The organism is Bacillus sp. JCM 19034, from assembly GCF_001310635.1.
In the GTDB taxonomy this organism is placed as follows: Bacteria; Bacillota; Bacilli; order Bacillales; family Bacillaceae_D; genus Halalkalibacter.
The window spans coordinates 14,449-35,329 of sequence record NZ_BAXR01000005.1; the positions used below are offsets into that span (position 1 = coordinate 14,449).

Here is a 20,881-nt window from a genome sequence, read left to right on the forward strand (position 1 = left end):
TATGTTGCAAGGTAACTCTATAATCGGTGGAAGATAAGGCTGCATTTGGCCATGAACACGAATGATCCCCACATCCCCAATTCGATATCCCAGCGAATATTACCTGACCGGTACATATAATCTCCTGGGAAGTTGTATAACCCTCCAGCTCCTCCAGTAAGACGTGCATCAAGCTCGTGACCAATAATATTTTGGCCCTCTACAGAACGGAATCTCGATTCCACATCTTCTCGATCCCTTTTCCAGTAATGTCCATGGATATGGAACGTATGGGATCGTCTCCTTTCCGCAGGCACGACTAGGCGAACGGTTGTCGGTTCCCCTGCATATGCCTCAAATACAGGAGTAGAAGGGTCACCAAATGTTTTCGAACTTGCCCAATCCTGAATCGTAAATTGTTCCGTGTAGCGATTAATGATACGTTCAGTTCTGTAATTAAAGCCTCTCGATCCTTGATCATACGTATCAACTTCACCAAGATCAGTTTCTTCAATTAATCCATCTGGTGGATCGACGATTAATTGTCCGTTTTTATCTAATAATCGAACACCGTCATGCATAAGCAGGACAAATTCACGGAAATCAGGTAATAATGGATTAGAAATAATCACATTTGCTCCTGATTTTACTGGCTTTAACGTATGAGGATCAAGATAGACGGAACCTCTATGTTCTGCTATAAACGCCCCAAATGCACCATGATGACGGTGATTTCTAATATCTGCCATATCCCATAAATTGCAAGCACCAAATGCTTTATCAACATACCAACGATACGTAATTGATTCTCCTGGACCAACTGTTTGGTCTGGATTAAAACCAACTGTTTCCCCACTCGACGTTTTTATATCAAAGTCAATTAAATTCGGATGAAGCGAAATACGCGGAGATGGAGGATAAAAGGCCGGTACTTTGACATCTGGGTAGCCGTGGACACCATCCTTGTTATGGAACAGCTCTGGATCGAGTTTGTTTAGTAAGTTAATCTCTACACATTCACCGGCATTAGCCTAATGACTAAAGGCTCCGGATTTACTTTTCCTGATAATATATCTACCACATCTTCTGCTAAGGCAAAGACAATGCCATATGGGTCATGATCTCCAAATTTGTTATACTCAATACAAGTTTGAAAGGCGACAACGTCAAACCTGCGAATAATTGCTCCATCTGGACAAATACAGCCATCATCGATCGCTGGCTCTGGTGGACATCCTGTCACTTCTTTGAGCGGGGTTTCTCTTGGCAGTGGTGACGGTTGATCTGGCAAAGGGATTAAGTCATCTACCAACTCGTCGTAAGCCCGTAAAATGCCCCACGTCCCGATCCAAAGGTCTTCGACATCTTCAAACGCCCATAAATAATCACCTGACCGTGGAATAAACGTCTCAAACGTAAACGATTCCGATATTCCCAGATGCTCTTGATTCCTATCATTTGATTCCACATCACGACGCTCTTCATTCCAGCGAAGTCCATGGGCCACAAAGCTATGACTTTCTTCATGAGCCCTTGTAACACTCTAAAACGAATCGAATCACCAGCATAAGCCCGAAGCAACGGTGTGATTGGGTCACCGTGTACCGTCGAACTAAAGGAATAGGCAGGATCACAATTTTTATCTAGACGAAATTGCAATGGCTCATTTTTGTAATTGACACCAAACACACCTGGATCATCTTGAGAGCCAGGAAATGGCGGAGGTGCTAGCGGACATTTGTCTTCATCGAAAAGTAGTGCAAAATCATGAATAAATAGCGTATAATCACGATAATCTGGAATTAGAGGGTTCGTTACCGTTACTTGTGTTCCGTGGTCTACTTCTTCCCCGGTACTAGAGTCAAACACACAAGAAAACCGTGGAAGGATATTAATGGAACCAAATAAGCCATGCTGTTGATGCACCGCTGCAAACAAATGATCATGGAAAAATGTTGCTTTTAGCTCAACGTCGGCAAACCACTCGTAACGGATCGTTTCACCTGGTAGAACGCTACTGTCATAATTCCAGCCTACATTCGCAGCATCTGATACGAGCACGTCAAATTTCACAAAGTGGACATGCAATGCGGTTTCATAGGTTCTCGTGACAAGTTGAAATGCATCTCCTTCCAGAATATTTGGCAGCCGATTCGTGAAATTAATACGAATACATGAACCAGCTTCTGCTATTAAAACGAGAGGCTCTGGCTCTTTTCTTCCGGCCAACACATCTTCAACATCTTCATCTAACACGAAAATACGTCCTTTTGGATCATGCCAGCCTTGTCGGTTATATATAATAGGCAGCTCGATCGCCGAAACGTTAAATTCCTTCACGACAGGATTCCCAATACAAGTTTCTACAAATACCGCTCCTGGACGAGCATTTGGAACCGCTGCGTTCTCTTCTAATTCTGTCATTTCTCTCCCACCAACAATGCCAAGCGGTGGCCTTGGAGCTTTACAACCAACTTTCCCAGGAATAAAGTTAGGAAAACCAGGTTTCTCTAGCGTTGGCCTTGGTGGACACGGGCGATCTGGCAGAGGCTGTAACGGTTTTATTGGAACACCGTTTGGATAGCATTGAGAGCCATCTTGTAACGTATCGAAAATGCGGTTAATATTCCACATCCCATCTTCAAAATGAGGATATAAATGGCAATGCATGATTACATCACCTATTGCTCCGTGCAAGCTTCCTAAACCATAAAGAGGCTCAATTGTATATTTATTTTGTGGGCTAATCGCTTGGGAATCTTTTGTAAAAGAATCGACATCATCTGGATTAAACAACCATTGATGGACGTGATAATGGAAGACATGTGTTTCTTTCACACCGCCATGCACTAAACGAACTTTGACCGGATCGCCGACATACCCTCTCATAATTGGGGTTGCGGGATCACCAAATACCCACGAGTCATGGTGAACTTCTTCGGAATCACAATCAGGACAAACAACGCCCTCTTCTAGTAAGCGTGCTCGATTGTGTAACGGCTCTGAGCGATAATTGATTGCATGCACCGATTCTGCGGGCTGACCAGTCATCGGGTTTATCCGCTCATTTCCCGTTAAATCATCATTTTCTGGTTCATCATGAAAAAATAGCCATACTCTCTAAACGAAGGTAAAATGGGGTGGTGAACATCGGCGATCGCACCACTATTTATTGGTCCACCTGTTACGGGATCGGTCCAAGTGGATCCTCGATGCTGAACGAACAATGCCCCAAATAAGCCATGAATATTTGTACCTAAATCTTCTCCATCAATTGGATTAGCCACATCTGAGAAATAATAAATCCCTTCATTATTTGCCTTCAGACAATATAAAATTTCTCCACCAGGAGGCACCGTTGTATCTTCGTTAAAGCCCACATTAGCTCCATCAGAGGTCATAACATCATAGTTTGCTTCTTGGAAATGCATTGAGGAAGGTGTTTTTAATTGATTTTCGAAAAGTATTTCTACTTCATCGCCTTCGTTGGCCCGAATGGTCAGAGGTTCAACTAAGTCAATAGGTGTGAATGGATTTTTTTTAACTAGCTCCCTAACTAGCTCCTCATTTTCCTTTAATACATACATTCGGCCATCCGGATCATGATCCCAAATTGTTATAAACAATTCTGATCGGGATCGCAACGACATGATATCGTCTTAGCATAATATTTCTTCCCTTCTTTCATTTAAAATTCAGGAATTGTCGGCCATCCATCTCCACGTTCAATGTAAAAAACATGAATGGTATCAATATTAATTTGCCAAATGCGATTTTCTAATTGTTCAATTTGCGTCCTTTCTACATCCATTACAATTTCGTTACCAACGACATCTAAAATGACACCAATATAAATAAACGGAAATTGTGGAACGAGAATAAACGCTCGATTTCCAATGTATCTTGTAAATTCCTCGGCTATTGCTTCTATTCGCCAATCATAAGGATTTTACTTAACTGATAATTTGACATATTTGTCTCTCTCCTTCCGAAAATAGTAATTACAATATCGGCATTCTAGTCGTTGGATCAAAACGTGTCATTCCAACAACTTTTTGAATTGGGAAGCTAAGCGGCGTTGGAAATTGGAAAAATGGGGCATTAGGCATTTTAATAATGACATCCTCTAACAAAATGGAACCTACTGTAACTTCAATGATTCTCCCAGTAAAGATTGGACGAAATACTTGACCTAAAATATTTAGTTGATGAGATTCAAGAACGATTAAAACATCCTCACCAATTCGTTCTCTAAACAGATCAATTTCATTTAAACTTGAACCCGTCGTGCTCCGATAAGAACGTCCTTCCTTGTACTCTGATTGGTTTGTTATTGAATCCGTTCCTTCCACATTCTCTTCCTCTGGTTCCACCGGTTGGTCGATTTCTTCCTCTCTCTCACCCTCTATTTTTTCTGGTTGATCGAATTCTTCCTCTCTTTCATCCTCCTCTACTGATTGGTCGATTTCTTCCTCTCTTTCATCCTCTTCTACTGGTTGGCCGAATTCTTCCTCTCTTTCATCCTCTTCTACTAGTTGGCCGAATTCTTCTTCACTCTCTTCCTCTATATCTTTTGGTAATGGATCTGTCTCTTCCACAGTCTTGTCCCGAGATTCCATTGTTATGGCATCTATTTCTTCTAGATTCTCGTCCCCTGCTTCCATTGTTTCAGGTTCCATATGCACACTTTTGCTCTTACGTTCAATAATGATCGGTGCCACATGTCTCTTCTTTTTGCTTTTATCCATAAACCTTTATCCTCCATTTCATCTCATGGATTATTTGACCTCTTTTTCCTCAAAAAACCAGCTAACACATGAAAAAGCCTTACTGTTTTAATAAGCGTAATATCTGACAGTAAAATCGATTGACTACCTTTTAATCCGTTAATTTCAACTTTGCCATCGTTTGAATGGATAATCTTACCGATGTATTCCATATCTTCTGTCATAATTTCGACACGCGTATCTTTCCATGTTTGCAAATTGGTTTCCAACGTCTCCTCAAAAAACTGTTGCAGCAAGATATCCTTAGCAATAACGGTTTGACTAAATTGGGTAATTAATTTTTTTCGTAATTCCTCATCGTAAACAAAATGCTGGTGAGAAGATGAAACCTCAGGTAAACCGTATGGAACTTTAGCAGATTCAATCCTAGAAAATGGTATCCAAATCCGATCCTTCAAAGACGTTACTGTAACAAAATTGCGACCGATTGTATTCACTTTTCCAACTATTTGTAGTGGATTCTCACCTATCGTGTATATCTCTACTTGTTGATTTCGTTTATGCTTAAAAAATTTCCTCAAGATCATAGCTTTTTTTGATCTGGTAATGCTTTGGATAGGTTTAGCAAATTCGATCTGTGCATATACTGTTGGACCATTTTCAATTCTTCTGTAGGTAGCTCACTAGCTGGTGACGTTAGGCCTTGCCCGTTTTTAAGGCTAACTACGTTTTCAGCACTTTCTTTTATGACTTCCTTTTTCCTTTGCTCCCACAGCTTTTTTTGTACTCCTCTAATCGGATATTAGACCTTTTCATTCTATCCTCCTTTCATTCCTTAGGTTCAATTTCTTTCTATCTAAACATATGCCCTCATCAATCTTTTAGGAATAAAATCTCTATTTTTGGGCTTATACAAACATTAATTTTTTTTCGAAAATTGGAAAAGGCTACTTCTAATCGCGATGAACATACATATTGTAAAATGGGAGGTGTGGTGATGACGTCAATCATTTTGTGGTTATTTTTCTATGTGAACTTTGTCTTAGTAGGAATGACATTTGCCTTCTTATTTAAAAAACGCAAACTAATTGGGTATCATTTAGGAATGAATTTAGCGATGACTCCAGCGGGGATTATTTCAATTGCAACGGGATTAATTCTTATTTATCATTTCCCATATCATTTTACGGAAATAACTATTTTTACAACGATCATTGGGATTAGTATTGGGGTATTGTTCGGTGCATTAGTCGAATACCAAACGGTCATTATGGGGATCACAAGTGGTGTGATGAGCGGCATTATGGCACCGATGATCGGTGATATGGCAAACCACAGTCTCTTATTAATTGGTTTTTCACAGGTTATCGTTTTTATTTTAATGGGGATGCTTTGTTACTCTTTAAGGTCATGATAAGCTATGGTCCTTATACATTTCGCTACTTAGCTCCCCTCCACAACAGTGATGGTTAAATGGTTTGCTCATTACATACTATCGAGATTGTAAAGACATTGTTTGAATTGATATGAGCAACCCCCAATCATTAGCAGTATGGCGTATGAACTTATTCTATAAAAATAATGCTGAAATAAGCCATAGGGCAAAGAATTACCTATTACAAAATTATACGGACAAACAACTGATTGGCTGGTTAAAGGGATAGGATAGAATTCCCTATTATGAAATATAAATAAAACGTGGATATGCTTAAAAGTAATAGAACACGTTTGACTCCTTCAAAAAAGATGGCAGATTTAAAAGCATCAAGCTACACGTCTGCCATTAACGTTTTATCTTTACCTAAAATCCTTTCCTGACACCCTTCTAATTATTTTACAAAACATCTCCCATTCTTCAGGATAATGGTTACTTCCGGATTTTTTTATATTTCGTCCTTCTCTCAAAATCTCACGCTCCACTGAGTTCCATCCAAAACACCTTGGTTTTCATAGTGGGCTTTCCAGTTTAACAAGTCGATCGGTTTTAACTCCTCAATCAATCTCGTAACAGTTACCTTTCTTATATTTTTTTGTATAATTCCAACGATTAAACCATTATCATTATAATGTTGCCATGTAATACTACGGTTAATAATATCTATGTCAACGTAATAGCTATCACCGAAATAGCCACCGACTGACGCTTTAAGAGCTTGTATCTTTGCATATGCAGCATCAATGGCCTGTTCTTTATTCCACTCGTTCTTACAATCATGGCAATAATATTTCGGTCCTCCGACCAACTCACAACATCCACCAAGTTTTATTTCTCCTGCCTCTGCTCGTAAAAAAGCTTCATAGGTTGGCATACCATATTGGATTTTCACTGTGTTTTTTGACTAACAATTCGGACACTGTTTATAAATAATTGCCATGTCTACCTCCCTAGAAGTCTCGTTTTCTTAGCTACAACATAGATAAAACCAAGCAATACAAAGGCGATACCTGCTGATACCCAGCCCATTTTTTCAATAACTTCCTCAGTCCGCTCTGTTGCTAATAACCCTGACTCTGTTAAAAGCACATAATAGGTAAAATTGCCTCCAAAATGAATGCCGATGCTAAACCACAAAGATTTCGTTATTATAAATGGTAATGTAAAAACAACGGCCATAACAAAATAGCGAATCCAATAAGGAAGGGGCAACCCCCATTGTGGTAAATGATACAATGTGAATAAAAGACAAATAATCAAGACGATCCATTTCCACGATAGATGCCCTTTCAATGTTCTTACTACATAGCCCCGAAAAATGAGCTCTTCTGCAAATGCTGTAAAACCAGCAGTAAAAATAGCAAAGACAAGAATAAGAGCAATTTTTTGTAGAGAAGTAGATTCAATTGTAACGATATTAAAATGAGTTAAGATAACATAAACGACATAATTAAAAAAACATCCAATTAAAATCCCACTCACTAACAAATAGCCCCACTTTTTATGACGAAATAATCCTAAATCTTTTAATCCATCTATATTAACCACTTTTACTAATTTTATCGTGCCATAAAAAAAGAGAATCGCAGTAAGTACAAAACCTATTGTTGATTGAAGAATAAAAGGCAAATAACTTAAAATAATAAGGACAATAAAGACGAGAATCTTTTTATGAAACATATATTTCATTGTTTTCAACACCTATCTAAAAATAGTTACATCCCTTTATATAAAAGGGTGAATTCGCTACAACTGCATCCTAATACTAACACATTCTTCCTTTCCTTAGGCTATTTTGTCATATATTTTAACTTGTCTATATCCTCTTAAACTATTTATAATAACATTACAAACCGAACGTTCAGTATTAAGGAGAGGTGGAGATGAATAAAAAACAACTAGCATCAGAAGAAACGAAGAAGAAAATTGTGGAACAGGCTCGTACTCTTTTCATTAATAAAGGGTATACAGCTACCTCAATTGAAGACATTGTTTCGGCTACCGGTTGTAGTAAAGGGAGCATCTATTACCATTTCAATAGCAAAGAGAAGCTCTTCCTCTGTTTGCTTGAGGAATGGGATCGCCAGTGGAATGAAACGTGGACAGAAATCGAAAAACACTGCCAAACCGTTAGCGATAAACTATACCATTTAGCTAAGTTTCAAGCGGAAGATGATTTTAGTAATCCTCTAACAAAGGCTTGGGATGAATTTATGTCAGGTCAGCATAGTACTGAAATGAAAGAGCGTTTGAGAGAAATAGTCGAAAGTAACCTACAATTTAATGAGAAATTGCTCAAAGAAGGAATGGCACGAGGTGAATTTAAACAGGACGATTGCCGAATGCTAAGTCTTATTTTTGATTCATTAATGCAAGGGCTTGGAACGAATTCTCGTAGAATGAGCTTACAACAAGCTCTCGAAATGAATCAAAAAGCAATAAGTGTACTCCTACATGGAATAAAAATAGACGTTAAGTGATTTTTGGAGGAATGGTAGATTGAACAACAAGAGCATAAAAAAGCTTACTGCTTTCTCCCTTACTTGGCCCATTTTTGTCGAGATGCTAACCCATATTTTAATGGGGAATGTTGACACATTTATGCTAAGCCATGTTTCTGATAATGCAGTAGCCGCAGTTGGAGTAACAAGGCAGTTACTAGATTTTTCAATTATTTTATTTAACTTATTAGGTCTAGGTGTTGGTGTAATTATCGCCCAATTTGTTGGGGCAAAGAATTTCAATGATGCTAGTAAAATTGCTGCATCAGCACTCACGTTAAATTTCGTATTCGGAATCGTCATTAGTGTTCTGTTCGTATTAAATCGTGATCTATTTTTATCGTTTTATCATTTAACTCCAGAATTATCGGAGCTAGCACAAATGTATCTACTTATTGTGGGTGGAACATTGTTCTTAGAAGCCGTCATGCTGACGATTGGGCCAGTTATTCGCTCTCACGGATTTACGATGGATACGATGTATATCGGAATTGGCATGAACGTTGTGAACGTTATCGGTAATGCTGTGCTCATTTTTGGCTTATTCGGTTTTCCTGAGCTTGGCGTGATGGGCGTTGCCTTTTCTACGGCTTTTAGTAGAATCTTAGGCTTCATTTTTCTATTATTTCTTTTATATAAACGAATCCAAGCACCAATTGCGTTGCGGGATTATATCCATATTAAATGGCGGGAAATTGGCATGACGTTAAAAATTGGGATTCCTTCTGGACTAGAGTGGCTTTCGTATCATTTTAGCCAAATGATGGTGACGAAAATGGTGACATTAATGGGTGCTACCGCTCTAGCCACACATATCTATGCATCAAATATTGTATTGTTCTTCATGTTATTTGGCATGGCGATCGGTGAAGGAACGGAAATCCTTGTCGCTCAATTATTCGGTTCGAGGAAGATTGAAACAGCATACAAGCAATTATTACTAAGTTTAAAATGGGCATTCGGCATAACTCTCGGACTTATTCTTATCGTATCGCTATTCCGAGAACAAGTCCTGATGATTTTTACGAATGATTTGGAGATTATTACGGTCGGATCAGCCGTCCTATTATTCTGTATCCTCCTAGAACCAGGTCGCGTGTTCAACCATGTGATCATTAATTCACTACGCGCTGCCGGAGATGTGAAATTTCCGTTAGTAATGGCCGTCATTTCAATGTGGGGACTAAAAATTCCATTGGCCTATCTATTTGGTATCCACTTAGGATATGGAGTATTAGGAGTTTGGATCGCTCATGCTTGTGATGAATGGGTTAGAGGCATTGTTCATTACAGACGATGGACAGGGAGAAAGTGGGAAAAGAAACTCACCAACCATATCGATTCGATTCAGGCATCGTAAGATAGATACAATCGCAGAAAGAGGCGGGTTTTGTCCCAGCCTCTTTCTATATGTTATGTACTTTCATAGACAAGCTAATAATAATGGTCACTATACGACGCATCCTGTGGGACTTAAATATATATTGAAAACCTAACCATTCTTTCCTCCGTACCATAAGCATTATTTAATCTTTTATTAGGGCACGAACGTATTAAGTGCATACATCTAGCAAATCGATTATATGTACTTATTCGAAAGTTTACTTTGCATATTCAATCAACCAACAATCTCGATACTCCCCTTCATGAAGTTCATTTTTAGGTAGAAGCTTAACCCTTTCAAAACCACACTTTTCATAACAGCGAATGGCTCTCTCATTCCAAGTTTGAGGTCCATAACCACTCTATCTACATTCTTCTGCTCAACTAAATACTCCACCATAGTTTTAACAAGAAGGGTACCAATACCTCGATTCCAATAATTGATTTCTCCTATAAATTGGTCAATTCCATAAATAACATCAGGAACATCAACATACCCATATAATTTCCTTGTTTCATTATCCAATTGATAAAATTGAATATATCCAATTTCAACTTTTTCAAATTCTACAATACAGCCGATTTCACCGTTTTCACGCTGATAAAACTCCTTATTTACCTTTTCTAAATTAAAGGGATTGTCCCTTCCTTCATAGTATTCAAGAACTAAAGGATCAGAAAGCCATTTAGCTAACAAATGGTTATCTTTCCATTCTAATTTACGAACTACTAACTCACCATTTTTGAATAACATTCTGATCCCTCCTAGCAAAATGAATGATTATATTAAACTTGTTACTTATTTCTGGGGGGTGATATGTTTCTGAATTATCAGAATAGTACGAGTAAGCATTACAAACGGAGAATACATTTTTACTTTTGATGCTGTTAAATTGGAAATTCATAGCCTACGTAGTTAAATGTATGATAAAATCCCAAATTTCCGGCGACTGCAATGGATGGTTTATTTACCTCCATACAATCCCAATACGGAACCATATTATTCTCAAAACACTCTTTTACAAAGCTGTGTGCTATCGTTTGAGCCAATTTTTTTCCTTGATGTCCCTCTAACGTTTCAATATCAATACAATGAATATTTTCAAAAACAAAACCTGAAAAACAGACACTAACAATCTCGTTATTAGAGACAATACAATAACCAATCCCCTCATTAAAAAAACGTTCGGGTGATGACCAAAACTCTAATACTTTTGAGTGTAAGAACTCAATGTTCTTTATTGTGCTATTATTGTTTTCATAGAGAGACTTGGTCATTTTATGAACGGTATACCCTTCTTCCAGCAAAGATTCTCTTTCAGGTTTATAGTTCTCTTTTTCTAACATATAAACTCTTTGTAGCCAACTTCCTAATTTGCGATCTTTAAATAACAATTCAATAGTGTTATTCCACTTATGATGATTGCCTACCCCTTCAAACCATTGTAAACCTACTTTCTTTGCTTCAGGTTTTATTACATGGTCAATAAAAGTATTTATTTCTTTGTTAAATCTCTCATTACTTTCATCTCCAATAAATATAAAACCATCATTATTACCTAACCAAATAAGTCCAGATTTAGGTGTAATCGTATTGTCAACAAATATACGTCCAGGGTTAACTCCAGTAATGATTGCTTTAGCCTCTAATTGCCCTTGTTCATTTATAATTCCTGTACATTTATGAAAATCACTTTGCTTTAATTCAGAAATCATTTTTTTCTCCTCTCATACACTTCATCTTTCGGGAAAAGAAAATGCAAAGGTATATCACTCATAGGTCATTATTTGAAAATAAAATAGAAAAGTTTAATCCTAATGCTAATATGATCAATGCTTTGAGCGAAGTATATAGAATCCGGTGGGAGCCTTAGGTACTTCACCGATTCTATAGCAACCATCAAATTAATTATTATTCAACCCTAACACCGCAACATTTTCAACCTGTGCCGTCCATGGAAACATATCCACTGGCTGAATCGAGTTTACTTTGTAGTTTTCTTTACGCAATTCCTCCACATCCTTTGCTAAGGTTGAAGGATTACACGATACATAGATCACTTTTTTTGGCTTTACCTTCTTAATCGTCTGCAGTAGTTGCTTGTCACAGCCGACTCTTGGCGGATCGACGATAATCACATCAGGCTTCCATTCTTGCTTAACCCATTTTGGCAGGAGCTGCTCTGCTTTTCCGACTTCATACGTTAGATGCTCAAAGCCATTTGCTTTTGCATTCTTTTTAGCATCTTCAATTGCTTCAGCAATAACATCCATTCCTCTAACCTCAGCTACTTGATCGGCAATCCATAAGCCAATTGTTCCAACTCCACAATATGCATCAACGACTTTTTCTTTACCTGTAAATGCACCAGCTTCTTTCACTTTGTTGTAAAGCTTTTTTGTTTGCTCTGGGTTGAGCTGAAAGAATGCTCTTGCAGATAAGGAAAAGGTTCGTGACCCTAATTTTTCAGTGATCTCTCTATCTCCTGCGATTACCTTTGTTTTATCACCAAAAATGAGTGATGTTTTCTTCTCATTAATGTTGTGAACGATCGATTTTACTTCAGGTAATCGTTTGTTAATTTCAGCGATCATTGCCTCTTTTCTTGGCAGCTCATTCGTTTTCGTTACAAGAACAACTTGAATTTCTCCTGTTTCAAAGGCCACTCTTGATACAACCGACCGAATCGCTCCCTTATGCTTTCTCTCTTCATAAATCGAGACGTTTAGATCGTTTAAAATTTGCTTAACCACTTTCGTCACGCGATTTATCGCTTCATGCTGGATTGGACATTCCGACAAATCGACAAGCTGATGTGAGTTCTCTGCATAAAGGCCCGCTCGCACAAAACGCCCTTCTCTCTTAACTTGCATTTGGCCTTTATTACGGTAATTCCATGGGTTGTCCATCCCTATCGCTGGCAATATCGTTACTTTTTCCATATTAAGCTTTGTATGACGCTCAAATGCTTGAACGACAATATTGCGTTTTTCCTCTAATGTCGCTTCATATTTTAAATGCTGAAGCTGACAGCCCCCGCATTGATCATAAACAGGACATGGTGCATCAATTCGGTCAGGCGATTTTTTCCTAGTTTTAAGTACCTTTGCTTCTGTATAACGCGGATGAATCACTTCAGCCTCCGCAACTACCTCTTCTCCAGGTAATGCACCTTTAATAAACACAACCTGTTTCTTAAAGTAGCCGACTCCTTCGCCATTAATACCTAACCTCTTTATCGTTAACGGGAACTTTTGCCCTTTTTCCATTTGGTTCGTTTTCACATGATTCTGTTGAACCTTTTTATTCATGTCACTCAACTCCGATCACAAATTCCCTTTATTATAGCATATTGTACGTGTTCCTTTTGTTTAATGATTCGTGAAAGAGAGTATTACGAAACTTATTTGATGCTAAACATTAGGAGTTGTTTTTTGAAAGTAGCAGTTATAATTATAGGAAACTCGCAAAATCAAGAGAATATATTTTGCACCGCTTAAATAACTTAATTGTAAGTCTAATTACATTTCAGCAATACTTCCTAAACTTACTAGACCTTTAACCTCTTTATCTCTGATAAAATAGTAAAACAGATATGAAAAAGGGGAGATAATGTGTGTCAATACCTACAGATATCGCTTCATTACAAATTATGGCGTATGTATACAAGAAAGAAAGTATGCAATCAATTTTTGAGAAAACAGTTGAGAGCTTAGTTAAACAAGTTCTCTATATTGATTGGGCGGGAATCTATCTTTATGAACAGCTTAATCATAAGCTTGTTGCTGCATCATCATTTGAGGATGATTTAAAGTGGGAATGTAACGGTGAGCTAAAATTCCCAATTACAAATTCATCAGATGAGGAGATTGGAATGCTTGTCGTAAGAAGTAAGCAACCGATAGCATTTGATGTAACAGATGTTAGCACTCTTGAAACAATTGCTGCAGCAATTGGTCAAGAAAGCTTCGCGAACTAAAGACATAATAGAGCCTCAGGAGGGATTATCCCTTACTTGAGGCTCTTTTTGTGGAACGAATGACACTAATTAGTTACACGCATCATTACCGATTACAGCAGCAAACATTCTGCTTGATCCAATTGTTTTTGTTATCTTGCAAACATCAGCTCTTTCCACTCGGAATTGCACTTAATCCTTCTGATGCACGTTTCCCCTCTTTTTCCTCGCAAACCTGCACCTATTTGCCTTTTGATGCACGTTTCCCCTCTTTTTCCTCGCAAACCTGCACCTATTCGCCGTTTGATGCATGTTTTCCCTCTTTTTCCTCGCAAACCTGCACCTATTCGCCTTTTGATGCACGTTTTTCCTCTTTTTCCTCGCAAACCTGCGCCTATTCGCCTTTTGATGCACGTTTCCCCTCTTTTTCCTCGCAAACCTGCACCTATTTGCCTTTTGATGCATGTTTCCCCTTTTTTCACTCGTAAACCTGCACCTATTCGCTAGTTATTCTATATGAAAATGTGTTCCTTCGGATAAACATACAGTTAGCTCAATTCTAGCCCTCCCGTAAACAATCTTACGGAAATGGTAATGCTTCTAGCTGCTTTTTCAACATTAAGTCATCTAAGCTTTTAAATACATATCCTTGTTCTCGTAAATCATCAATTACACGCGGTAATGCTTTGGCGTTATCACTTGAAACAGAGTGTATAAGCATAATCGCACCAGGGTGGGTTCGCTTCATAATTTGTTCGTAGGCATAATCGCCTCCCTTTTGGTTATCGACCTCCCAATCCTTATAGGCCATCGACCAAAATACGTTTGTATAACCAAGCTTTTGTGATAGTGCTAAAGACCGTTCACTAAATTCTCCACGCGGTGGTCGTAAATACTGCATTTCCTTCACACCTGTTAGTTCAGTAAATCGCTCTTTCACCTTTTTTAACTCATTTAAAAGACGACCATCGCCAACCTTTGGTAAGCTTGGATGATGCCATGAATGGTTTCCGACAATATGACCTTCCTCGACCATTCTTATTACTAAATCGGATGCATCCTCTAAATAATGACCGGTTACAAAAAAGGCAGCAGGAACTTGTTTTTCCTTTAGAATATCCAATATGACTTCGGTATAGCCATTTTCATATCCATTATCGAACGTTAAATAAAGCTCTTTTTCATTCGTGTCACCGATAAAAAAACCACCTGTTTTCTCAAGTAGCTCTAAATAGTGAGGTTCGGTGGTAACTGGTTTTTGATTTTTCTCTGGTTTATAACTCCAATTGTATGCTGTATTATCATAGGCAAAAGCTTGAGGAATGAAAGAAAACATCGATATAAAACAAAGAGCTGTTATGAGTATTCGTTTTCCCATCTTGTCGACTCCTTTTTATTTTTAGCGTGCCTTTTTCTGCATGCTTTATGTAGCAAAATAAATTTTTCGTAATATTGACTTACGAGACCGAAACTCTTTGTAATATAAAGAAACTGCCTTCAAGTCAATAATATGACCTAAAGACAGCCGATTCTGTTTATTAAAAGACACGCTCTTTAAACTGTTCAAGCTTCTCTAATGACGTTTTATCAACATCAGCATGTAAGCTATTACCATGTGAATCCATTGTGACAATTGCAGCGAACCCTTCTACTTCTAAGTGCCACATTGCTTCTGGAATCCCAAATTCCATTAAGTCCACGCCTTTGACTTCCTTAATACAGTCAGCATAATATTGTGCTGCTCCACCGATCGCATTTAAGTACACACCACCGTGCTCCTCAAGTGCCTTTAATGTTTTAGGCCCCATGCCACCTTTACCGATGACAGCACGAATACCGAACTTCTTCATAATGTCACCTTGGTATGCTCCTCACGAATACTAGTCGTTGGGCCAGCAGCCTTCACGTGCCATTTTTCATTCTCATCCTTCATCATAACCGGGCCACAGTGATAAATAATTTGACCGTTCAAATCTATAGGTGCATCATGTTCCATCAAGTGATGATGAATCGCATCTCGGCCCGTATGCATCATCCCATTAATCACGACAACATCCCCAACTTTTAACTCACGGATTTGTTCTTCTGTAATTGGAGCTTCTAGCACGACCTCACGAACTTCTTCTGTCGCTTCTGCAACCTCTACTTCTTTTGATGCTTGCTCTAAATCAACTGTTTCATCATCTTTATAAAGCCAATCAATGATTTCGCCTGAATGTTGATCAAGGACAACACCTAAACGACGATACGCCCAGCAATTGTATGCAACGGATACGAAGAAGCTTGCTGGTAGGCGATTCATCGCTCCGATTTTACAGCCTAACAATGTGGCCTCGCCACCAAAGCCCATCGTACCGATACCAAGCTTGTTGGCATTTTCCAATACGTACTCCTCTAGCTTACGTAACTCTTCATTTTCGTTAACATCATCAACGGTACGGAAAAGCTGTTCCTTTGCTAATGAATAACTTGTTGTCCGGTCGCCACCGATTCCAACGCCGATAAATCCAGCACTACAGCCTTGACCTTGCGCCTGATAAACAGAATGCATAATACATTTACGAATCCCATCTAAATCACGTCCGGCCCGACCTAATCCGTCTAATTCAGTTGGCAGGCTATATTGGACGTTTTTATTTTCACAGCCGCCCCCTTTTAAAATAAGACGAACATCAATCACATCTTTTTCCCATTGTTCAAAATGGATAACAGGTGTTCCAGCTCCGAGATTATTGCCACTATTTTTTCCAGTTAGTGAATCAACAGAGTTCGGGCGTAATTTACTATCTGCTGTCGCCTGCTCGATAGCCGCATTAATCACTTTTTTCATTTCAATTTGATTCACGCCTACAGGAACCTTCACTTCAAAGGTTGGCATCCCAGTATCCTGACAAATAGGTGAAATCTTTTCATCTGCCATACTAATATTATCTGTTATCGTTTTCAAAGAAAGTGCCGCACGAGTTCCAGCGTTTTCTTTCGCCTTCGCTGCTACAATCGCTCTACGTACATCGTTTGGTAGATTTGTAGACGTTTCCACAATTAGCTTATACATGCTCTCTTGAAGCTTCTCCATACCCATTATCAGATCTCCCTTTCATCTATAAAATGATACACCTTCTATTATAATGCGAGAATGCTGTGAAAGAAAAGGAACAGCTTCTCCTTTTCTCTCACAGCAATCCCTTTCCTGATACTTCGTCCATTCGTAAATGCTCCGTCTTATTCGTATAATGAATAACAGGCGAATACTTTCCTTCTCGCCATTCAATACTCGTTACACTTGTATTCGACAACTGAAATGGCCGTTTATAACTTGGCCACTCATCCCCAACAATTAAATACATTAATAAGATACTTAAGAAGCCTCCGTGTGAAACGACTGCAACATGGTCATCCTTATGATTTTGAAGCATTTCCTGTAAAAATTGCTGGCAACGAGCCGTTATCGCATCAGCTTGCTCAGTACCTTCAATACCCGACAAAATTATTGACGATTCAATCACATGTGGATATTTATCATAAATTTCCGTTCTCGTTAAGTTTTGCAACGGTCCTAAATGGATTTCACGAATAAGCTGTGTTTTAACAGGAGACACATTAATATTCTGTGAAATAATCGTTGCTGTATCCAGTGCACGTGTTAAATCACTACTGTACAAATGAGTAATTGCCTTTTCCTTTATATACTGTCCGACTAAAGCTGCTTGCCTTCGACCTTTTTCCGTTAATTCGTAATTTTCTTGGCCTTGAATTTTCCCTAATGAATTCCCCTCTGATTCACCATGTCGAATCAAATACAACTTCATCAGCTTTTCTCCTCTTTTCTACTAACTGTTTCTAAATTGCTTACATTTTTCTTCAACATCATCTAACATCGCTAAAATATGATCGATTTCCTTTACACCTGCTGCTTCTGGATCTATTGAATCCAACATGTCGAGAATGGAATGAAGTCGTTTATGTAATTCATCCATTTGCTTTTCTTCTTGATATTTTTCTGTCTGATTAGACAAATGATTTCGCTCCTTTTTTGCTAATATTTCTTTTAAATTGTAACAAACATCATGAGTGGGTACAAACAGACTTTGTCTACCACTCGTCAATTTTGCCATTTTACGTTATGATGGGTAGGAAAGGAGCACGATGTTAGTGATACATACGAAACAAGCTATTACACCGACCAATGATCCTTGGGAGGCGTATGAGGATATAAAAGAATACGGCAAGATGACTTTAACGAATATTGAATTTACAACAACGACGTTATGTAATATGCGCTGTGAACATTGTGCAGTTGGCTATACGTTACAAACGAAGGATCCAGACCCACTACCATTGGATTTATTACTTAAACGTCTTGATGAAATTCCAACGTTGCGATCGTTTAGCATTACAGGTGGAGAGCCGATGCTTTCAACGAAATCAGTCGATGAATATGTCGTCCCTCTTCTTAAGTATGCCCACGAGCGTGGAGTACGAACGCAAATCAACTCAAATTTAACGCTTGATTTAAAAAGATATAAAAAATCATTCCATATTTAGATGTTCTTCATATTTCATATAATTACGGAAGTGTTGAGGACTTCGCTTCGATTGGCTTTGCAGTAATGGAGCGTAAGCCTTCTTTTGAACAACGTGCGAAGCTCTATGATCGAATGGTTGAAAATGCAAAGGCTCTAACAAGTGAAGGAGTTTTAGTTTCAGCAGAGACGATGATTAATAAACGAACATTGCCGCACCTTGAGAAAATCCATGAAAAAATCGTCGAAATGGGTTGTCAACGTCATGAGGTTCACCCTATGTACTAGTGATTTTGCGAGTGCATTAGAGACCGCTTCACTTGATGACATTCGTGCTGGCATTCACCGCTTATTAGATGTCCGCAACGAAGACGTTTGGATGTTGTTTGGTACGTTACCATTTTACCCTTGTAATGAGCAAGAAGAAGATTTGGCTTTATTAAATCGTCTCTATAAGGAAAAAAATGTTACTGTTCGCAACGATCCCGATGGCCGTTCGCGTTTAAATGTGAATATTTTTGATGGTAATGTCATTGTGACAGACTTTGGCGATGAAGGACCTACACTTGGAATATTCAAAATATGAGGCTCCAAGATTCTTACGATAAGTGGCGGCAATCACCACTCGCAAAGTCACTCCATTGTCATTGTCCTGCCGTAAAATGCCTCGGTCCAAATGTCCTTGTCAAGGATGCCTATTATCCAAATGTTGATTTTCAAAAACGACAAAACGAAAATTAAGTAAGCTAGAGAGACTAGCTTACTTTTTCTTTAGGCGTAAGAAGGTATAATATCGCTGAAGGCTGCGGGAAACGATTCGAATGGTTAGCACATTTTTCTTATCGCGGTTGATCAGATGAAACAAACGTAAAGGACAAATGATCTTGTACCGGAATCCACGCACCTACTCCTTGCTGTGTGACATTCTTCACCTCAAGCGTTCGTTTTCCACCTTTAAACGTTAAATAAACTTCACCATATGTTACTTTTCCTTTTTCATGTACAGCCGGTACATAGCTGTATAAATAACCGATCTGTTTAGCAGGAACATTATACTTATTTTGCTTACTCGTTCCTTGACCTATAACCGTTTCAAACGCAAGCGGTAAGCTTGTCACCTCTGCAGCGTGAATCATCATCATTTTTTTGACTGCTTCACTGTTCGGTATCTTAGCTGTCAAACCACCTGTAAACTTCTTTTGCTGCTCTTGATAATAAGATAACTTTTTAGAACCATTTCCCCCACGGTTATCTAAGAAATTCGTATTAATCTTCTGATGCTCCCAATTTACTTCCGTACTATCCGATTGATAGGACAACGGCCATTCCCCTAAATATATCGATGCACGAAACCCTATAGCTAATTTAGAATTTTGAACCGTTGTTTCATTTAACAATTTCACTAAATCGGGGTTCTCGATTGAGATTTCAGTTGTACCCATTAATTCTTCAGCTAATTCACTCGGCTGCAGGTAAGGCAAATCCTGTGTCGGGTTTGTATAAGTATTTTCTTTTCCAATTTTAATAACTGAATCCGGTATTTCAAAATCATCTGCCTTTTTATTCCCATCCTTTGATTCTGCCAAGAATTGAATTGGTGAAAAGAAAACTGCTACCATAACAATGAATACTATGAGTACACGTTTCATCATACACTCCTCCTTCAAACTAAGCTCATTTGTATCTTTAGTTTAAGCAGTGGAAAGCGATATTATCCATTAACGAGTGTTCTGAAATGACAGTGATTCCAAATTTGTGTAGCAAGTCTAAATTTCACTTTAACTGTTTAACTTTTTCGCTTCTTTCCATTGAATTCTCTTTTCAACTAAAGGATAAAACCATTGAATCATTGGCCCAATTAAAAAGGTAACAAATACCGTCCCTAATCCTATCGGCCCGCCAACAATAAAGGCTAGTACTAAAGCAAGCAGCTCCGTTATCGTCTTTGCGATAAAAAAGTTCACCTTAAGTAAATCCTTAATCGCGAGCATTAATCCATCTACTGGAATTCGGGCAAACTCCGCTTGCAAATAAATAGAAGCACCAAAAGCAATCACAGTGATCCCAATACATAAAACGAGCAGTTGTAATAGAAATGTCGCAAATAATACATTTGAAAAGATATAAATTAACCAAAAATCGATAAAATAACCTAGGACAAATACCGTCAAAATGGAGAATAGTTCAGGTCTTCGCTTAATTAACAAAGCATTAACCAATATTAATAAAATCCCGATAATAATCACCCAATTACCGACTGTAAAACGAGTTAGATTCGCCAGGCCAACATTTAGGCATCCCAAGCACCAATCCCTAAACCGGATATTATCGTTAAAGATATGCCAAAAGAAACGATTAACAAGCCACCAATATA

Annotated in this window: 21 protein-coding genes and 3 pseudogenes; 5 read left to right on the top strand and 19 right to left on the bottom strand. The window is 38.4% G+C overall.

Annotation, left to right across the window (positions count from 1 at the left end; genetic code table 11):
* Positions 1-17 precede the first annotated feature (17 nt).
* From JCM19034_RS24830 to JCM19034_RS09795, 7 genes are all read right to left on the bottom strand, one after another.
* A complete protein-coding gene (locus JCM19034_RS24830) occupies positions 18-728 on the bottom strand; it encodes a hypothetical protein (protein ID WP_370621873.1) in 711 nt (236 codons plus the stop codon).
* A gap of 260 nt (positions 729-988) precedes the next feature.
* Positions 989-1,291 (bottom strand): hypothetical protein, encoded by a 303-nt coding sequence (locus JCM19034_RS24835; RefSeq protein WP_370621874.1) that lies wholly within the window; start codon positions 1,289-1,291, stop codon positions 989-991.
* Entirely contained in the window at positions 1,285-3,030 is a 1,746-nt protein-coding gene (locus tag JCM19034_RS24840; RefSeq protein WP_370621875.1) for a hypothetical protein, read from the bottom strand. The genes JCM19034_RS24835 and JCM19034_RS24840 overlap by 7 nt, the downstream gene beginning before the upstream one ends.
* Before the next feature lie 23 nt (positions 3,031-3,053).
* On the bottom strand, positions 3,054-3,629 hold the full coding sequence (locus tag JCM19034_RS24845; protein WP_370621876.1) for a multicopper oxidase domain-containing protein: 576 nt from the start codon (positions 3,627-3,629) through the stop codon (positions 3,054-3,056).
* 38 nt (positions 3,630-3,667) lie between these two features.
* Positions 3,668-3,790 (bottom strand): hypothetical protein, encoded by a 123-nt coding sequence (locus tag JCM19034_RS24060; RefSeq protein WP_269431686.1) that lies wholly within the window; start codon positions 3,788-3,790, stop codon positions 3,668-3,670.
* A 190-nt stretch (positions 3,791-3,980) separates the two neighbouring features.
* The gene (locus tag JCM19034_RS23095; RefSeq protein ID WP_231686896.1) at positions 3,981-4,727 is read right to left on the bottom strand and encodes a hypothetical protein; all 747 of its coding nucleotides are present in this window, start codon (positions 4,725-4,727) and stop codon (positions 3,981-3,983) included.
* A gap of 23 nt (positions 4,728-4,750) precedes the next feature.
* Positions 4,751-5,287 carry a hypothetical protein gene (locus JCM19034_RS09795; protein WP_062049321.1) on the bottom strand — a complete coding sequence of 179 codons (537 nt, stop codon included), beginning with the start codon at positions 5,285-5,287 and terminating at the stop codon, positions 4,751-4,753.
* A 416-nt stretch (positions 5,288-5,703) separates the two neighbouring features.
* Between JCM19034_RS09795 and JCM19034_RS09800 the strand changes: the two genes are divergently transcribed.
* Complete coding sequence (locus JCM19034_RS09800) at positions 5,704-6,120, top strand: hypothetical protein (RefSeq protein WP_231686897.1); 417 nt, start codon at positions 5,704-5,706, stop codon at positions 6,118-6,120.
* 487 nt (positions 6,121-6,607) lie between these two features.
* On the opposite strand, the gene JCM19034_RS22250 is transcribed toward JCM19034_RS09800, so the two are convergent.
* Both JCM19034_RS22250 and JCM19034_RS09810 read right to left on the bottom strand, forming a co-directional pair.
* Complete coding sequence (locus JCM19034_RS22250) at positions 6,608-7,033, bottom strand: hypothetical protein (protein WP_197276383.1); 426 nt, start codon at positions 7,031-7,033, stop codon at positions 6,608-6,610.
* Between the two features lie 50 nt (positions 7,034-7,083).
* Positions 7,084-7,830: a CPBP family intramembrane glutamic endopeptidase gene (locus JCM19034_RS09810; RefSeq protein WP_062049328.1), complete on the bottom strand. Its 747-nt coding sequence runs from the start codon at positions 7,828-7,830 to the stop codon at positions 7,084-7,086.
* A 194-nt stretch (positions 7,831-8,024) separates the two neighbouring features.
* On the opposite strand from JCM19034_RS09810, the gene JCM19034_RS09815 reads away from it, so the two are divergent.
* Together JCM19034_RS09815 and JCM19034_RS09820 are read left to right on the top strand one after the other, a co-directional pair.
* On the top strand, positions 8,025-8,621 hold the full coding sequence (locus JCM19034_RS09815) for a TetR/AcrR family transcriptional regulator (protein ID WP_062049330.1): 597 nt from the start codon (positions 8,025-8,027) through the stop codon (positions 8,619-8,621).
* A gap of 19 nt (positions 8,622-8,640) precedes the next feature.
* The gene (locus JCM19034_RS09820; protein ID WP_062049332.1) at positions 8,641-10,002 is read left to right on the top strand and encodes an MATE family efflux transporter; all 1,362 of its coding nucleotides are present in this window, start codon (positions 8,641-8,643) and stop codon (positions 10,000-10,002) included.
* Positions 10,003-10,243: 241 nt separating this feature from the next.
* On the opposite strand, the pseudogene JCM19034_RS09825 reads toward JCM19034_RS09820, so the two are convergent.
* The 3 genes and pseudogenes from JCM19034_RS09825 to rlmD all read right to left on the bottom strand — a co-directional run bounded on the left by JCM19034_RS09825 (position 10,244) and on the right by rlmD (position 13,337).
* A pseudogene (locus tag JCM19034_RS09825) lies at positions 10,244-10,779 on the bottom strand (GNAT family N-acetyltransferase).
* Positions 10,780-10,913: 134 nt separating this feature from the next.
* The gene (locus JCM19034_RS09830; RefSeq protein ID WP_062049334.1) at positions 10,914-11,741 is read right to left on the bottom strand and encodes a GNAT family N-acetyltransferase; all 828 of its coding nucleotides are present in this window, start codon (positions 11,739-11,741) and stop codon (positions 10,914-10,916) included.
* Positions 11,742-11,930: 189 nt separating this feature from the next.
* The gene (rlmD, locus tag JCM19034_RS09835) at positions 11,931-13,337 is read right to left on the bottom strand and encodes a 23S rRNA (uracil(1939)-C(5))-methyltransferase RlmD (RefSeq protein ID WP_062049336.1); all 1,407 of its coding nucleotides are present in this window, start codon (positions 13,335-13,337) and stop codon (positions 11,931-11,933) included.
* Between the two features lie 305 nt (positions 13,338-13,642).
* Between rlmD and JCM19034_RS09840 the strand changes: the two genes are divergently transcribed.
* Entirely contained in the window at positions 13,643-14,005 is a 363-nt protein-coding gene (locus JCM19034_RS09840) for a hypothetical protein (protein WP_062049338.1), read from the top strand.
* A gap of 131 nt (positions 14,006-14,136) precedes the next feature.
* Here the strand turns inward: JCM19034_RS09840 and JCM19034_RS09845 are convergent, their stop codons facing one another.
* The 5 genes and pseudogenes from JCM19034_RS09845 to JCM19034_RS09865 all read right to left on the bottom strand — a co-directional run bounded on the left by JCM19034_RS09845 (position 14,137) and on the right by JCM19034_RS09865 (position 18,000).
* The gene (locus tag JCM19034_RS09845) at positions 14,137-14,466 is read right to left on the bottom strand and encodes a hypothetical protein (RefSeq protein WP_062049340.1); all 330 of its coding nucleotides are present in this window, start codon (positions 14,464-14,466) and stop codon (positions 14,137-14,139) included.
* A gap of 98 nt (positions 14,467-14,564) precedes the next feature.
* On the bottom strand, positions 14,565-15,362 hold the full coding sequence (gene pdaA / locus JCM19034_RS09850) for a delta-lactam-biosynthetic de-N-acetylase (protein ID WP_062049342.1): 798 nt from the start codon (positions 15,360-15,362) through the stop codon (positions 14,565-14,567).
* Between the two features lie 160 nt (positions 15,363-15,522).
* A pseudogene (locus JCM19034_RS09855) lies at positions 15,523-17,060 on the bottom strand (fumarate hydratase).
* A 97-nt stretch (positions 17,061-17,157) separates the two neighbouring features.
* Positions 17,158-17,793 (bottom strand): histidine phosphatase family protein, encoded by a 636-nt coding sequence (locus JCM19034_RS09860; RefSeq protein WP_062049344.1) that lies wholly within the window; start codon positions 17,791-17,793, stop codon positions 17,158-17,160.
* Between the two features lie 21 nt (positions 17,794-17,814).
* Complete coding sequence (locus JCM19034_RS09865; RefSeq protein WP_062049345.1) at positions 17,815-18,000, bottom strand: SE1561 family protein; 186 nt, start codon at positions 17,998-18,000, stop codon at positions 17,815-17,817.
* Positions 18,001-18,130: 130 nt separating this feature from the next.
* Between JCM19034_RS09865 and yfkAB the strand changes: the two are divergent.
* Positions 18,131-19,248 (top strand): annotated as a pseudogene (gene yfkAB, locus JCM19034_RS23100) (radical SAM/CxCxxxxC motif protein YfkAB).
* Positions 19,249-19,346: 98 nt separating this feature from the next.
* Here the strand turns inward: yfkAB and JCM19034_RS09875 are convergent.
* Together JCM19034_RS09875 and JCM19034_RS09880 are read right to left on the bottom strand one after the other, a co-directional pair.
* On the bottom strand, positions 19,347-20,156 hold the full coding sequence (locus JCM19034_RS09875) for a YfkD famly protein (protein ID WP_062049347.1): 810 nt from the start codon (positions 20,154-20,156) through the stop codon (positions 19,347-19,349).
* A gap of 129 nt (positions 20,157-20,285) precedes the next feature.
* Entirely contained in the window at positions 20,286-20,810 is a 525-nt protein-coding gene (locus JCM19034_RS09880) for a YitT family protein (protein ID WP_231686898.1), read from the bottom strand.
* Between the last annotated feature and the right edge of the window lie 71 nt (positions 20,811-20,881).

Coding starts and splice junctions, on each gene's coding strand:
- JCM19034_RS09830 (WP_062049334.1), bottom strand. CDS start 11,741: ATGATTTCTGAATTAAAGCAAAGTGATTTTCATAAATGTACAGGAATT.
- JCM19034_RS24060 (WP_269431686.1), bottom strand. CDS start 3,790: ATGGATGTAGAAAGGACGCAAATTGAACAATTAGAAAATCGCATTTGG.
- JCM19034_RS24845 (WP_370621876.1), bottom strand. CDS start 3,629: ATGTCGTTGCGATCCCGATCAGAATTGTTTATAACAATTTGGGATCAT.
- JCM19034_RS24830 (WP_370621873.1), bottom strand. CDS start 728: ATGGCAGATATTAGAAATCACCGTCATCATGGTGCATTTGGGGCGTTT.
- JCM19034_RS09860 (WP_062049344.1), bottom strand. CDS start 17,793: ATGAAGTTGTATTTGATTCGACATGGTGAATCAGAGGGGAATTCATTA.
- rlmD (WP_062049336.1), bottom strand. CDS start 13,337: ATGAATAAAAAGGTTCAACAGAATCATGTGAAAACGAACCAAATGGAA.
- JCM19034_RS24840 (WP_370621875.1), bottom strand. CDS start 3,030: ATGACTGGTCAGCCCGCAGAATCGGTGCATGCAATCAATTATCGCTCA.
- JCM19034_RS23095 (WP_231686896.1), bottom strand. CDS start 4,727: ATGGATAAAAGCAAAAAGAAGAGACATGTGGCACCGATCATTATTGAA.
- JCM19034_RS09875 (WP_062049347.1), bottom strand. CDS start 20,156: ATGAAACGTGTACTCATAGTATTCATTGTTATGGTAGCAGTTTTCTTT.
- pdaA (WP_062049342.1), bottom strand. CDS start 15,362: ATGGGAAAACGAATACTCATAACAGCTCTTTGTTTTATATCGATGTTT.
- JCM19034_RS09810 (WP_062049328.1), bottom strand. CDS start 7,830: ATGAAATATATGTTTCATAAAAAGATTCTCGTCTTTATTGTCCTTATT.
- JCM19034_RS09800 (WP_231686897.1), top strand. CDS start 5,704: ATGACGTCAATCATTTTGTGGTTATTTTTCTATGTGAACTTTGTCTTA.
- JCM19034_RS09815 (WP_062049330.1), top strand. CDS start 8,025: ATGAATAAAAAACAACTAGCATCAGAAGAAACGAAGAAGAAAATTGTG.